This window comes from Wolbachia endosymbiont (group B) of Apotomis betuletana (genome assembly GCF_947250475.1).
GTDB lineage: Bacteria > Pseudomonadota > Alphaproteobacteria > Rickettsiales > Anaplasmataceae > Wolbachia.
The window spans coordinates 86,331-99,818 of record NZ_OX366320.1 but is presented as its reverse complement, the minus strand read 5'-3'; the positions used below and the strand labels follow the sequence as shown (position 1 = coordinate 99,818).

General features: G+C 34.3%; 14 protein-coding genes, 1 tRNA gene and 1 pseudogene. 12 read left to right on the top strand and 4 right to left on the bottom strand.

The features are described from left to right. Positions 1 to 12: 12 nt before the first annotated feature. The 6 genes from OOK82_RS00455 (at position 13) to fmt (ending at position 4,270) form a co-directional block, all read left to right on the top strand. A complete protein-coding gene (locus OOK82_RS00455; RefSeq protein ID WP_064085574.1) occupies positions 13 to 969 on the top strand; it encodes a hypothetical protein in 957 nt (318 codons plus the stop codon). A gap of 289 nt (positions 970 to 1,258) precedes the next feature. After that, positions 1,259 to 2,020, top strand: coding sequence for a hypothetical protein (locus OOK82_RS00450; protein ID WP_010402780.1), 762 nt, complete (start codon positions 1,259 to 1,261; stop codon positions 2,018 to 2,020). Between the two features lie 211 nt (positions 2,021 to 2,231). Further along, positions 2,232 to 2,675 (top strand): PAS domain-containing protein, encoded by a 444-nt coding sequence (locus OOK82_RS00445; protein WP_063630563.1) that lies wholly within the window; start codon positions 2,232 to 2,234, stop codon positions 2,673 to 2,675. A gap of 98 nt (positions 2,676 to 2,773) precedes the next feature. Continuing rightward, positions 2,774 to 2,980 (top strand): 50S ribosomal protein L35, encoded by a 207-nt coding sequence (gene rpmI, locus OOK82_RS00440; protein ID WP_010402777.1) that lies wholly within the window; start codon positions 2,774 to 2,776, stop codon positions 2,978 to 2,980. Between the two features lie 21 nt (positions 2,981 to 3,001). After that, a complete protein-coding gene (gene rplT / locus OOK82_RS00435) occupies positions 3,002 to 3,358 on the top strand; it encodes a 50S ribosomal protein L20 (RefSeq protein WP_063630562.1) in 357 nt (118 codons plus the stop codon). Between the two features lie 12 nt (positions 3,359 to 3,370). Continuing rightward, positions 3,371 to 4,270, top strand: a complete 900-nt coding sequence (gene fmt / locus OOK82_RS00430; RefSeq protein ID WP_264704268.1) for a methionyl-tRNA formyltransferase — start codon at positions 3,371 to 3,373, stop codon at positions 4,268 to 4,270. Positions 4,271 to 4,357: 87 nt separating this feature from the next. Here the strand turns inward: fmt and OOK82_RS07650 are convergent. After that, positions 4,358 to 4,513 (bottom strand): annotated as a pseudogene (locus OOK82_RS07650) (WPE palindromic element domain-containing protein); the annotation flags it as partial. Positions 4,514 to 4,665: 152 nt separating this feature from the next. Between OOK82_RS07650 and purH the strand changes: the two are divergent. Continuing rightward, positions 4,666 to 6,186: a bifunctional phosphoribosylaminoimidazolecarboxamide formyltransferase/IMP cyclohydrolase gene (gene purH / locus OOK82_RS00420; protein WP_006013536.1), complete on the top strand. Its 1,521-nt coding sequence runs from the start codon at positions 4,666 to 4,668 to the stop codon at positions 6,184 to 6,186. A gap of 476 nt (positions 6,187 to 6,662) precedes the next feature. Next, positions 6,663 to 6,734 (top strand) — tRNA-Asn (locus tag OOK82_RS00415). An 87-nt stretch (positions 6,735 to 6,821) separates the two neighbouring features. Here the strand turns inward: OOK82_RS00415 and OOK82_RS00410 are convergent. Continuing rightward, a complete protein-coding gene (locus OOK82_RS00410; protein WP_264686572.1) occupies positions 6,822 to 7,556 on the bottom strand; it encodes a leucine-rich repeat domain-containing protein in 735 nt (244 codons plus the stop codon). Between the two features lie 195 nt (positions 7,557 to 7,751). Between OOK82_RS00410 and gpmI the strand changes: the two genes are divergently transcribed. Then, a complete protein-coding gene (gene gpmI / locus OOK82_RS00405) occupies positions 7,752 to 9,260 on the top strand; it encodes a 2,3-bisphosphoglycerate-independent phosphoglycerate mutase (protein ID WP_264704267.1) in 1,509 nt (502 codons plus the stop codon). Here gpmI and OOK82_RS00400 read toward each other — a convergent pair. Both OOK82_RS00400 and fabD read right to left on the bottom strand, forming a co-directional pair. Further along, positions 9,255 to 10,001, bottom strand: coding sequence for a hypothetical protein (locus OOK82_RS00400; RefSeq protein WP_007302088.1), 747 nt, complete (start codon positions 9,999 to 10,001; stop codon positions 9,255 to 9,257). The genes gpmI and OOK82_RS00400 overlap by 6 nt on opposite strands. A gap of 51 nt (positions 10,002 to 10,052) precedes the next feature. Further along, positions 10,053 to 11,021, bottom strand: a complete 969-nt coding sequence (fabD, locus tag OOK82_RS00395) for an ACP S-malonyltransferase (protein WP_264704653.1) — start codon at positions 11,019 to 11,021, stop codon at positions 10,053 to 10,055. A gap of 125 nt (positions 11,022 to 11,146) precedes the next feature. Here fabD and rpmE point away from each other — a divergent pair, with 125 nt between their 5' ends. From rpmE to OOK82_RS00380, 3 genes are all read left to right on the top strand, one after another. Beyond that, complete coding sequence (gene rpmE, locus OOK82_RS00390; RefSeq protein ID WP_006013575.1) at positions 11,147 to 11,359, top strand: 50S ribosomal protein L31; 213 nt, start codon at positions 11,147 to 11,149, stop codon at positions 11,357 to 11,359. A gap of 21 nt (positions 11,360 to 11,380) precedes the next feature. Further along, positions 11,381 to 12,166: an NAD kinase gene (locus OOK82_RS00385; RefSeq protein ID WP_264704266.1), complete on the top strand. Its 786-nt coding sequence runs from the start codon at positions 11,381 to 11,383 to the stop codon at positions 12,164 to 12,166. 83 nt (positions 12,167 to 12,249) lie between these two features. Continuing rightward, positions 12,250 to 13,413: a hypothetical protein gene (locus tag OOK82_RS00380; RefSeq protein ID WP_264704265.1), complete on the top strand. Its 1,164-nt coding sequence runs from the start codon at positions 12,250 to 12,252 to the stop codon at positions 13,411 to 13,413. Positions 13,414 to 13,488 lie beyond the last annotated feature (75 nt).

The following is a 13,488-nucleotide window of genomic DNA, read 5'->3' as shown; positions in this document are numbered from 1 at the left end:
AAGGAGTGTGAAATGCCAAAAAAATTCCAAAACACTAAGAATAGCATGCGAAAGAGAGAAACAACAAATAAGCAGGAGATGGATGGTCCAACAATTAGAATTGTATCTGACTTGGAAAGTATAAAACAAAACAGAAGAGTAGAATTTTTAATTAAAGGAGAGAATTTAACAGTAAAAGACCTCTCTATATCTTCTAGAGCAGCTGAGATAGGCTTGGTTACAGGAATAGTAAATTCAATAGACATTCCTCAAGCAATTCGTGAATCGACAATAGATGGAATTATTTTAGGTCTTAAGAGTGGAGAAATAGAAAAAGGTAAAGAATATAATTATAGAGAATTTAAGAAAATATATCTAAAAAACCTTGTAGATGAATTGGGTAAGGATAGTTCAAAAAAGCTAAAAGAAAGAACTGATGAAAATAGCCAATTGAGAGAATCTACTACTGAAGAAATTGATTATCAGATGCAGGAAGATGTAACTATCGAATCAGCTTCTTTAACAAAACAAGAATTCGATTTTGCATCAAGCAAAGTAACTACTAAAGAGATTAATGACGTAATAAATGAAATAGAAGAATCAAATGCTAGTTATGGAATTACTCCTGAAGATATAAGTAGTGTTTCCCGTTTTGATAGTAATTCACAAGAAGTGTTAGATCATTCTATATTTAATAGCACAGATGTGGAAGGGCCTAAATTACCCGAAATAAATGGAGGACAGTATATAGGAATAGCAGGGATTGCTGGTGGTATATTGGGTGGAGTGCTAGCAGTAGCTTTTGCAGGATTAGGATACTTTGTATGGCATAGAAAAAATAGGGAAGGTAGCTACGATGTTGAAAAAGCGATGAAAAACCTTCCTGAACAAGCTCAACTTGAGCATTCCGGATCTACATCAGAAATAGAATCTTTGCTCAGCAATGCTACATCGGTAGCACATCTATCTTCTCAGATTAGTGTCGAGTAAGATTCCAGAGTTTGATGGCACAACAGTGCCATCAACTTAGCTCTTACAGCACTTATATGCTCTGGAACCAAAGGAGAAGAAATTTTCCTGTCTTACAAAAAATTTTATAACTCTTTCTCTAATTTTATATCGTTTTTACTAAGGTATAATAAATTGCAATGAGAAATTCAGATATTAATATATGTATTATTTAGTATAATAAAAATATAAAAATCTTAGTGAAAAGATGTGGACTTAAATAATTTATCTTTTATACATAAGGAAATATTGGTCAGCTTGGGGGTCATATATGTCAAGAAGATTTAAAAATACTGTAGGAAAAAAAAGATCAATCAATAAAGAAAAAAGGAATAGATGGATTAGTATTGAATCAGAATTGCGAGATGTAGAACAAAACAGAACAATATATTTTCTATTGGGAGGAGGTGATTTAAAACTTAAGTATGTATGTATGCTTGACGATACATCTTATCGTATTCTTGTTGCTGAAGGAGAAATAGTGCATGCAGAAAATCCAAAAGTGATGATTGATGATATTGTTTCTGATCTCAAGAGTGGGAAAATACGAAGTTATAAAAGATATAATGCCAAAGAGTTTTATGAAAAGTATCTCAAAGAGTTTTTGAGTAATGAGAACTTGCAAAAGCTGGAAGCTGGTGATATTGAAAATACAACAACAGAACTACCAAACTTAAAACAAGTAATGGAAGAAATGAAAAAATCAAACGCTAGCAATGGAATTACAATGCGAAATATAGAAAGTGTTCAAAATACGACGAATATTTTGGGTAATCCTATGATTCATGATACAAACTTGAGAGGGTTTAAATTATTGGAAACACCTTCAAACGAGAAAAATAATATAGTGTTCACAGTAGGTATGTTAGCAGTAGCAGTAGCTTTGGTAGCAGCTATCGCAGCAGCTGTACCATTTAAATGTTGGTTTTATAATAGAAAAAATAAAAGCCATAGTAGTGCTAAGGAAGAAACTCCATCTAGTTATTTATTAAGTGCAATAACTTTAGAAAGTGGAACTAATTCTATTCGTTAGCCAAAATATTGCAAAAATAGAATTTTTTTATTATTTTTTTACAGTTTCCTCATTTAATAATTTTTATGCTCTAATTATTATACTTAATTTATCATTACCTGTTGTGTAAACAGGATGAGAATTTTCAATAATCTACATCCTTTAGTAAGAAAAAATCAATACATTCACGATAAATTTACCTCATATCTGTGTTTTATATGTGGAATTTCGAATGGAAAATTATGCAGGCAAAGAAAGAAGAATAGTGAATATAGTTACTCAACATTGGAGTGATATAAAAGGATCAGAGAGAGAATGGCCAGAAAGACATGAAATAGACACTGCAGAAATCATGGAGTCATGGCAGCATTGTTTTATCATTGAAGTTAAAGATCGAGGTTATATTTGTGAAAATGCAGGAGAAAAAGCTATTGAATTTTATGGTTTTGAAAAAAAGATGTACATCGATAATAAATATGCAATTGATGCACCATTTTTGCGGCTATATAAAATAGATGCAGTTATTGATAAACTTGAGACTGTAATAGAGAGTAAATGCTCAATTAACGAAGAGGAAGAAAGTGAAAGTGTTAAAATGAGGCAAGTATTGTTGCCAATTGGAGATAAAGAAGGTATAACACATATACTGGGTGTGATTACATTCAAGCTGCTTTAAAATACAATTTTAATTTGATTTTTTAATAAAGTTATCTATACTCATACTTAATTACTAATAAAGAACTAAATAGTGGTGTTTGTAAATTTGTTTAGAATATGACGAAAATAAAATTAAAAACCAAATCTTCTGTCAAAAAGCGCTTTCACCTTACAGCTAAGGGTAAAGTCATCTCTACTCAGTCAGGTAAAAGACATGGTATGGTAAAGAGAAGTAAATCTAATATTCGTAATCAGCGTGGTACGACGATTCTTAGTAAATCTGACTCGCGTATAGTTAAGCTTTATATGCCTTATGGTATTTAACAAAATGGAGGTAAAATAAAAATGGCTCGAGTAAAACGTGGAGTCACTACTCATGCTCGTCATAAAAAAATATTGAAACTAGCAAAGGGTTATAGAGGACGGGCAAAAAATTGTTATAGAATTGCATTACAAAGAGTTGAAAAAGCACTCCAATATGCTTACAGAGACAGAAGAACCTGTAAACGTGATTTTCGTGGTTTGTGGATAATACGTATTAATGCAGCAGTAAGAGAACATGGACTTACTTACGGTAGATTTATGCATGGTCTTAAACTTGCTGAAATTGATTTAAATAGGAAAATTCTTGCTGAGATGGCTGTTAATCATAAGGATGATTTTGCTAAATTAATAGAAATTGTAAATAGTAAGTTAGCTTAAAGCAAAAACACCATGAGAATTATTTTCATGGGGTCACCGGAGTTTGCTGTTGGTGCGTTAAACTTACTATTGAAATTACAGAGTGAAATAGTAGCAGTATATACCAAAGCTCCAAAACCTTCTGGACGTGGGCAGAGGTTAACAAAATCCCCAGTACACATCGTTGCTGAAAAAAGTGACATAGAGGTATGTACTCCTGCCTCTTTAAAATCTTCGATAGAGCAAGAAAAGTTTGGAAATTTTAAGCCAGACGTTGCAGTTGTTGCTGCGTATGGATTGATACTTCCAAAAGAAATTTTAAATATTCCCAAATATGGTTGTATTAATATTCATCCATCATTGCTGCCTAGGTGGCGCGGTGCAGCTCCGATACAGCACACAATTTTAGCCGGAGATCAAGAAACCGGAGTTAGCATTATGCAGCTAGATGAAGGATTAGATTCTGGCCCTATTTTAAAACAGAAAAAATTTCTTATTGAAAAAAGCGATAATTATAAGACGTTGTATGATAAATTGTCTGAATTAGGTAGTGATTTACTGCTGAAAGTACTAAACGAAATTGAAAAGCAAGTTCCCTTAAAACAGAGCGATAACGATGCGTGCTATGCTGACAAAGTAAAAGACTATAAAATTTACGCAAGTGACGCCTGTGAAATTGCTTATAGAAAGGTTAAAGCATTTTATCCAAAAGCATTCATTAAGGTAGAGAATAAACGTATCAAGATACTTGATGCTGAATTTGAAGCCTTCACTTCAGGACAAGGTGAGATCATTAATGATAATATGCATATAAGTTTAAAAGGTGGTACTTTAATTCCTAAAGTTGTACAAATGGAAGGAAGAAATCCTTGCAATATTAAAGACTTTGTTCGTGGCTTAAAATCAAGTTTAACAAAAAAATTTATAGAATAGACTACTTTGAAAGGAGGGTGAGGAGAGCTAAAGCAACTTCTACAATTTGGTATTCCGCTGCTTGTTAGCGGAATCTACAACAAGATACCGCGTTTTGGTGTACGAACATTGCAATTTGCAGGTAATTTGAGTAGTAGATGGTGTCATTCCAGTGCTTGACACTGGAATCCAGTTTCTATTGTACAGCCACCTGGTGTGCTCATTTAAAGTGAAGTTTTCTGGATCCCAGTGTCTGGGGACTGGGATGACATCTTTCTTGGTCTCTTGTATCACAATGTTCGTACAGCTATGTGCTTGTTAGCGGAATCTACAACGAGATACCGCAGTGGTATGACGTAGTAGCTATATATAGACAAATTTTCTTTTCTTAGATATAATCTTAAGAAACCTTCCATATGAAAATTAAAAGAGCTTTAATATCAGTATACGATAAGACAAATATAATTGAACTTGCATCGTTTTTGATGCAGCAACAAATAGAAATTCTCTCAACAGGGAATACTTATAAAGTGCTATCAGGTGCGGGAATAAAAACGCAAGAAGTTTCAGATTACACACAATTTCCAGAAATACTAGATGGCAGAGTGAAAACTTTACATCCTAAAATTCATGGAGGAATACTCTGTGATCGAAAAAGGCACGAAAAGGAAATGCAGAATCTAGAAATTAAGCCGATAGATCTGCTTATAACTAACTTATATCCATTTTGGAAAACGGTTAATAGCAACTCAAGTGAGAAGCAAATCATAGAACAAATAGATATAGGTGGAGTAGCATTAATTAGAGCTACAGCAAAAAACTTTCATTTCACTTCAGTGATTTCTAGCATTCAAGATTACGAAACACTGAAAGCTGAGATGATCAAAAATAACAATCAGACAACATTAGAATATAGAAAACATCTAGCAACTAAAGCATTTGCTCTGACTGCACAGTATGATTCTAATATTTACAATTGGTTTTTATCACAGGGTAAAAGCAATGAGTTACCAGAGTTTTTTACTTTATATGGATGTAAAGCACAAGGACTCAGATATGGTGAAAATCCTCATCAAAAAGCTGCATTTTATAGCAATCAATTTAGCAAGTATCCACTGGAGAAAATACATGGAAAAGAGTTGAGCTATAATAATATAGTCGACATAGAGTCTGCACTTAACATAATTTCTGAGTTTCAAGAACCTGCAGCAGTGATAATAAAGCACAATAATCCATGTGGCGCTGCTGTTAGTGATAGTGCTTTAAAAGCATATGAAAAAGCTCTATCATGTGATGAAATAAGCAGTTTTGGTGGAATAGTTGCTTTCAATCGGGAGATAGATTTAAAGCTAGCAGAGAAATTAAACGAGATATTTTTGGAAGTGGTGATAGCACCATCGGTAAACAATGAGGCACTAAAAATTTTACAAAAAAAGAAAAATTTAAGAGTGATTATTCATCAATCTCTTCAGCAAAATGCAAAATATCAAATCAAAAATGTTGTTGGCGGGTTCTTAGTGCAAGAAAATAATAACCATACAGTAAAAGTAGAAGAAATAAACCGAGTGACAGAATGCACTACAACAAAAAAAGAGAAGGAAGATCTTATTTTTGCTTGGAAAATATGTAAACATGTAAAATCCAATGCAATAGTAATAGCAAAAGACGGTTGTGCTATTGGCATCGGTGCAGGACAAACAAGCAGAATAGATAGTGTGAATATTGCAGTAAAAAAAGCAGGTGAAAAATGTAAAGGCGCAGCGCTTGCTTCAGATGCATTTTTTCCATTTCCAGATAGTATAGTAGAAAGTGCAAAGCATGGAATTACAGCTATAATTCAGCCAGGTGGCTCATTGAAAGATCAAGACGTGATAGCAGCTGCAAATGAGAATAAAATTGCCATGTTTTTCACTGATGTTCGTAACTTTCTCCATTAAGCTTTGTATCCTGTCAAAATTATACCCACACAGGGCTTTGTTGCATAGCAGCTTATAGGTATGAAAATTGTAGTAAATTTATGTAGTTACTTTAAACTCAACTATACCTATCTGTAATTGTAAGCTGTACTCTTGAGCTCCTGATGCGATTTATAGCAAATCCTAAAATGCCTTGCTGTTTTTCCTTATAGACATTCAGCTTACCTTGTACATTAGTCTATCTGGATGACATTTTACTTTTTCTAGAATATAATAATTCCCTAGAAATTACCCTACTCAATTCTATTGTACCTTGTTTAACATTGAAACATGAGTCTGGAATCTAGAAATTTTTTAAGAACAAAAGTTATTCTAAGTTTTTGTTGGTAAGAAAAACTGGATTACAGCTCCATGCACTGGAATGATATCTAGGTCTAAAGTCTACATAAAAATCGTTTACAATCGGCGTTCAATGTGATAAGTTGAAAGCAGTTTATTCCTCGGTAGCTCAGTGGTAGAGCAGTTGGCTGTTAACCAATTGGTCGCTGGTTCGAATCCGGCCCGGGGAGCACTATTTTATACAATCTGTACATTTCACTTTTAGCACAAAATTCACTACCTTTTTTTTGTCTCTTAAACAGACAAAACGTGTGAAGTTATATAGTTTTAAGGCCTTTACTGTCAAAATGCAAAGATGTCTGCGCTTCACTTAGCTTGCTATCTGGCTCCTCTCCTATTTTTCTTTTATTACATTTCCTTTTTAATTGAGGAAGGACATTTTTTGGCAATGTTTCATCAATACTGCAATAATTGTAAATGAGCGAAGTAAGACGCACCAAATTTCCACTCGCCAAAGTCTGTACATCTCTGTAATTAATGCTGTTATCATATACTTTAAGTGTAATAAGATTTTTAAGATTTCCACTTGCTAAAGCCTCTGCACCTTCATTACTGATTTCATTCCATCCTAAACTCAGTAAAGTAAGCTTTTGAAGGTTTCCACTTGCTAAAGCTTTTGCCCCCCTATCGCTAATTTTATTATCATATAATTTAAGCTCAGTAAGACTTGTAAGATTTCCACTGGCTAAAGCCTCTACACCTTCATCACCAATTTCGTTTCCTCCTAAATCAAGCGAAGTAAGATTTATAAGATTCCCGCTTGCTAAAATCTTTGCACCTTCTGTACCAACATAACTGCAACTTAGATCAAGTGAAGTAAGATGAGAAAGCTGAGCTAATTCTTTTATAACCTCATAATTAATTTTTGAACATCGTAAAATAAGTCTTGTAATGTTTGTATTGTTTTTTAAAAAGTTTACTAATCTATCAACATTAATTATAGCACCTGATGTTGCTAAAGTATTATCCTTTACATATTGACTATAACTCATTTGACCTCACTATTAAAGCTATGCAAGTGTTTTAGTAAACACTTCAGCAACTGTCAATCACTTTGATAAAATATTTTATGAAAAACTTCATATACCATTGCCTCCAAGCAGCTTTTTCTATCTCTTATTTTAACACAAAAGTTGTGAGAAGAGTTTGTTTTTGGTACCATTGAGGGTTTCGATGTTAACTTTTATATGAACTTTAAATCAGTCGTTTTATGTATACTAGATGGCTGGGGTAATGGAATAGAAAATAGTAAATACAATGCTATTAGCAATTCAAATCCACCTTGTTGGCAACATATTAGCTCTAATTATCCAAAGTGCAGTTTATCTGCCTGTGGAACTGATGTTGGATTACCAGAAGGCCAAATAGGCAATTCAGAAGTTGGTCACATGAATATTGGTAGCGGTAGAGTGGTAATGCAAAGCCTTCAGCGTATTAATCAAGCAATCGAAACGATAGAAAATAATGCAAATCTACAGAATTTTATTAATGATCTAAAAAGTAAGAATGGCATATGCCATATAATGGGATTGATATCAGATGGCGGTGTTCATTCGCATCAAAAGCACATTTCAGCTTTAGCAAACAAGATATCACAGCGCGGAATTAAAGTTGTAATACACGCATTTTTAGATGGCAGAGACACACTGCTAAATTCAGGGAAAAGATGCATTCAAGAATTTACAGAAAGCATAAAGGAAAATGATATAAGAATCGCCACTGTCTCTGGGCGTTATTATGCTATGGACCGTGATAATAGGTGGGAAAGAACAATTGAAGCTTATGAAGCCATCGCATTTGCAAAGGCGCCTCGTTATGATGATGCAGTATCGCTTATTGATGAAAATTACCAAAATAATATAACCGATGAATTTATCAGGCCCGCAATAATAGGAGATTATCAAGGTATAAAACCAGAAGATGGATTGCTATTGGCTAACTTTCGTGCTGATCGAATGATACAATTGGCAAGTATTTGTCTTGGTAAAGCAGGCTATACTGAAGTGGCAAAATTCTCTTCAATTTTAAGTATGATGCAATATAAAGCGAACTTAAAAATCCCTTATCTCTTTCCTCCTGAATCTTTTGCCAACACTTTGGGACAGATAATAGAAGACAATAAATTACGGCAACTGCGCATTGCAGAAACTGAGAAATATGCGCATGTGACTTTCTTTTTTAATTGTGGAAGAGAAGAACCTTTTTCTGGTGAAGAAAGAATACTCATTCCTTCACCAAAAGTTAAAACTTATGACCTGCAGCCTGAAATGTCAGCCTTTGAGCTCACAGAAGAGCTTGTAAAAAAAATTCATTCTCAAGAATTTGCGCTGATAGTTGTAAACTACGCTAACCCTGATATGGTGGGACACACAGGTAATATAAAAGCAGCCGAGCAAGCTGTGCTCGCTGTAGATGATTGCCTTGCAAAAGTACTCAGCGTTGTCAAAGAAGTGGGTAATACTGCACTCATTGTTACAGCAGACCATGGTAATGTGGAATGTATGTTCGATGAAGAAAATAATACACCTCACACAGCTCACACTTTAAATAAAGTGCCATTTATTATATCTTGTGACAATTTAAAACTAAGAGATGGAAAATTATCTGATATTGCTCCTACTATTTTACAGCTACTTGGGCTCAAAAAGCCAAACGAGATGACAGGTAGTTCGTTAGTGCGTTCCATGTTGCTATAACTCTATTGTTAAGGGTTGAGGAAATAAAACACTGTGTATAGAAGATAGCATATCTATTTGCTGCTCTAAATGATCATGCTCAGCTTCCACATTAGAGTACCGAATATTATTCTTCCCTACATATACAGATAAAGAACCATCATCTTCAACTGCTTTGTTATTTTGCAATACTATATTAAAAATTTCTTTCTGTTTTAAAGCATCGAACCAATCTTCAACTGTCGTATAGAAAAACTCACCCGTTCCACTTTCCGGACACACTTCTGGAGAAATCTTTAGCACATCATGAGAAAGTGGTGGAGAAAAATAGCTCTTGAATGAGTAGCTGGGAGAATTGTAGTTATTGTGCAGAGCGATAACGTGATCTTGACCAGGAAGTAAAAAATCTAAAATTCTTTCTGCAAAGTTTCTAACAGCTCTCAAAGCATCTTCTGAAACACTGCCAAACTCTCTTAAGCTAGCTTCTGCACCTACATCATCAAACATGCGATTGGGATCGAATTCATACCGCTCACCATTTAAGTAAAATTCTACATTACGCGGAGTACCATCACCATGAGTAATGTATAGCATTCTTCCACCAAACTGCTGGAGTATATGCTCACCAGCCCCTTTTGAAGTTACTTCATTTTGATGCACATTAATAAAATTGATCCCACTTGTATCGCTACTTTTAATAAAAAGCTTAACCGTGGTATCACCCAACGCTAGATCATATTCTTTAGTGTCGATGTTTGACATTCCGCTGCTATCAATAATCAAAGCAAAAAATAGTACAAATTTTACTTTATGTTAGTTATAAGCTTTTATTTTTAAATTTTTTGCTGTCAACATTAATGATTCATCAAAGAAGCTATTAATATCACCAATACTATCTATATTTTTCACACTGATAGATTGGTCAATTCTTTTAACTAGATTAGATAAAACTTTGTTAGGGCCAACTTCAACAAACTTATTAGTGCCATGGCTTATCATATATAAAACCATCTCTCTCCATCTTACTCTACTTACAACTTGCTTAGCGAGCAAAGCTCTTATGATCTCTGGATCACTTTCTTCCTTAGCTGTAACGTTTGATACAAAAGGAATCGAAGGGCGAGTTATGTTGATGCTTTTTAAAAATTCCAGAAGTTTTTCATCAGCAGGTTTCATAAAAGATGAGTGAAAAGGCCCACTAACTTGTAATTTTATCATTTTCTTGACACTTGAGTTTTTGAATAAATCAGGTAAGACCTCAAGAGCCTCTGCAGTACCACTCACCACTACCTGCCCACCACCATTATCGTTTGCAATTTCACAATCAATTTGAGCTGATTTTAATATACCTTCTACTTCACTTATTTCTGCTCCAAGTAGAGCAAACATTCCACCTTTGCATTTTAGTGAAGCTTCATGCATTGCTTCGCTACGAACTTTTAGCAATTTGACCGCAGACTCAAGCGTCAATGCCCCTGCAGCACACAGCGCTGTATACTCGCCAACTGAATGCCCACAAACATACTGAACGCTGTAAAGAGATTCACCAAATACGTGCTTCATAACACGTAGCGTTGCAATTGACACCGCCATTATAGCTGGCTGAGCGTTTTCCGTGATGGTTAATTTCTCAATAGGGCCATTGAAAATCAAATGAGACAGCTTTCTACCCAATATGTCATCTACTTCATCAAATACGTTCCTTGCAACTGAAAATTCATCATATAAACTCTTTCCCATTCCTACAAATTGGGAGCCCTGACCAGGAAAAGCAAAAATCATAAAAAATTTTTCATTCTTCATTGAGAATACTACTTTATTTATTTTTTGTCAATATTTCACAATAATGATTGACCAAATGAACCAGATTCACTAAAATCTTAGCTGGTAAGAAATTTGTAAGAACAATGGCAGAAATCGATTATCACAAAGTTACTATAGTTATGACAGATGGTCAAGAGTTTGAAACTTATTCCACTTATGGAAAAGAAGGTCAAAGAATAAAGCTTGATAGAGATCCTCTTACTCATCCTGCATGGACTGGAAGTTTGACAAGCGGTTCAGGGGAGAAGGATAGTAAAATAGCTAAGTTTAATGATAAATACGGGAGTCTTTTTTAGTTCCTCCCCTCTTTATTTAACATGTATAAATATAAAAATGTAGGCTATATTGCTTCTTCGCTACCCAAGCCTCAGGAAGTATCTAAACTACTACAGAAACTCAATTTTATCAATATAGCAGAAGCAGGTAAGCATGAAGTTGATCTGCTGATAGTTGTTGGTGGCGATGGTTTTATGCTACGCACCCTACACAACTACGTCATAGGAAATAAAGATATACATGTGTATGGAATAAATACCGGTAACGTCGGATTTTTGATGAATAAATGCTTTGAAGATCTAATTGATCATATAGAACATGCAGTTCCTACTCAGCTAACTTTACTAAAAATGGAAGCCACAGACATAAGTGGCAAAAAACACCATTACATCGCAGTAAATGAAGTGTATGTCTTTAGAAATGCAAATCAAATAGTGGAGATGAATATTACCATTAATGATAAGCTAAAAGTAGAAAAATTCAGAGGAGATGGAATTATATTGTCTACCCCAACAGGTAGCACTGCATATAACTTCTCTGCCGGTGGGCCAATCTTACCACTTAATTCAAATTTACTTGCACTGACTTCCATTAATAGCTACTACCCAAGGCGTTGGAATGGAGCGTTAATCTCAAATGATACAATAGTGCAAATTGATATCAACGACGTGGAAAATCGTCCAGCACTTGTAGTATCAGATTACAAGGAATTTCACTACATATCGCAGGTAAAAATACAGAAAGATCACGAAAATACAGTCACTCTACTTTTTGACAAAGATTGCCCTTTGAATGAAAGGATCTTTGATCAGCAGTTCTTATACTAATATTTATTCTTAAATTAGTATTCACTATATCTTAATAACTATAGCGTAATCAACATAACATTGTAATTAATTTTGGAGCGAATATGCCTGGATCAGGAAATAAAGATAACGTCACACTGGTTTCTCATACAACGGTGAGTGAAAATAGTGCAGCAACTTCACCAACACCAGCACCTAGAAACACAGCGTTACAAACAAATTCGGCTAGCGAATCAAGTTCTGATGAAGAAAGGCAAAAAGAATCGAATGTTGCAAATACAGAAACTATTTATGCATCCATAGAGCCAAATACAAAATCTTCAAAAAAGAGTTCAGATAGTGTATCAGCTAGCAGATCATCTTCTCCTCTACCATCATATCAAACAGACGGCTCTGAAAATTCTTTGCTTGGAGATAATAAAAAAACAAACAGATTTTTACAGAAAGTAAAATATACGATGCAAAAGAAGAAAGTTACAATGCCTTTCGTAGGTCTTATTACGGCATGTTGTATTACGTCAATCGTTTTAGCTGTGAAGCAAAGAGAATTCATTGGATTCATCGGCAGCATAAATCCTGTTACTATATTTGGCGGAGTATTAGCGTCTTGTTTAGCCTTGGGAATTATGTGGGAATTTATGCAAGCAGTACGTACTAAGGAGCACAAGATCACAAAAAGAGATACTCAAGAAGTTTTAGATGAGATATCAAATACACTTTCAAAAGACGAGGAATGCATCAAATCTTTGGTATTAAAATATAGCAACGGTAATCGTGTTTACTTTACGTTTCACTCTCTTCCAGAAAAAGCAAAAAGTAATCCGAACATCGTAGAACTTACAGGCCAGCCAATCTATTACAAGAGTAAAGTAAATTCATTAATCAATGATAGAATATGGCTTCCTATCTTAGGAACAGTTCTTATTACTGGAAACATAACCTTCCCTTTAGCACTTTATTCAACAGGTGGTTTGAGCAACATAGTAAGTTCATACACAAATCCTACTATTTACTGGCCAATCGTTGCAATTTCAGGCACTCTACTGCTTTTCACTTTAGCTTGCACAATTCATCATTGGAGCAAAACTGATTTTAAAGATTACTTGTTATTAGATACAAAAGATGCTAATAGTGAAAATCCTAATGAAACAGCTAATGAAACAGCTATTAAAACTGTAAAAAGCAGTCAAGAAAAGATTAGTTCAAAATTGTTACAAGTAGTTGCTGAACGATGTGGCCATCCAGATATTACTTATATTATTAATTAAATCTGGCTCGTACTTCTTTTTATCGCTATTCCAGTACTGTAACTGCAACGTTTTGAAGATTTACACTTGCTAAGA

Excerpts from the sequence above, each read along its gene's own strand:
- OOK82_RS00400 (WP_007302088.1), bottom strand. The coding sequence starts at position 10,001 with ATGTCAAACATCGACACTAAAGAATATGATCTAGCGTTGGGTGATACC.
- OOK82_RS00410 (WP_264686572.1), bottom strand. The coding sequence starts at position 7,556 with ATGAGTTATAGTCAATATGTAAAGGATAATACTTTAGCAACATCAGGT.
- rplT (WP_063630562.1), top strand. The coding sequence starts at position 3,002 with ATGGCTCGAGTAAAACGTGGAGTCACTACTCATGCTCGTCATAAAAAA.
- OOK82_RS00450 (WP_010402780.1), top strand. The coding sequence starts at position 1,259 with ATGTCAAGAAGATTTAAAAATACTGTAGGAAAAAAAAGATCAATCAAT.
- OOK82_RS00445 (WP_063630563.1), top strand. The coding sequence starts at position 2,232 with ATGGAAAATTATGCAGGCAAAGAAAGAAGAATAGTGAATATAGTTACT.
- fmt (WP_264704268.1), top strand. The coding sequence starts at position 3,371 with ATGAGAATTATTTTCATGGGGTCACCGGAGTTTGCTGTTGGTGCGTTA.
- gpmI (WP_264704267.1), top strand. The coding sequence starts at position 7,752 with ATGAACTTTAAATCAGTCGTTTTATGTATACTAGATGGCTGGGGTAAT.
- purH (WP_006013536.1), top strand. The coding sequence starts at position 4,666 with ATGAAAATTAAAAGAGCTTTAATATCAGTATACGATAAGACAAATATA.
- OOK82_RS00385 (WP_264704266.1), top strand. The coding sequence starts at position 11,381 with ATGTATAAATATAAAAATGTAGGCTATATTGCTTCTTCGCTACCCAAG.
- fabD (WP_264704653.1), bottom strand. The coding sequence starts at position 11,021 with ATGATTTTTGCTTTTCCTGGTCAGGGCTCCCAATTTGTAGGAATGGGA.
- OOK82_RS00380 (WP_264704265.1), top strand. The coding sequence starts at position 12,250 with ATGCCTGGATCAGGAAATAAAGATAACGTCACACTGGTTTCTCATACA.
- rpmI (WP_010402777.1), top strand. The coding sequence starts at position 2,774 with ATGACGAAAATAAAATTAAAAACCAAATCTTCTGTCAAAAAGCGCTTT.
- rpmE (WP_006013575.1), top strand. The coding sequence starts at position 11,147 with ATGGCAGAAATCGATTATCACAAAGTTACTATAGTTATGACAGATGGT.
- OOK82_RS00455 (WP_064085574.1), top strand. The coding sequence starts at position 13 with ATGCCAAAAAAATTCCAAAACACTAAGAATAGCATGCGAAAGAGAGAA.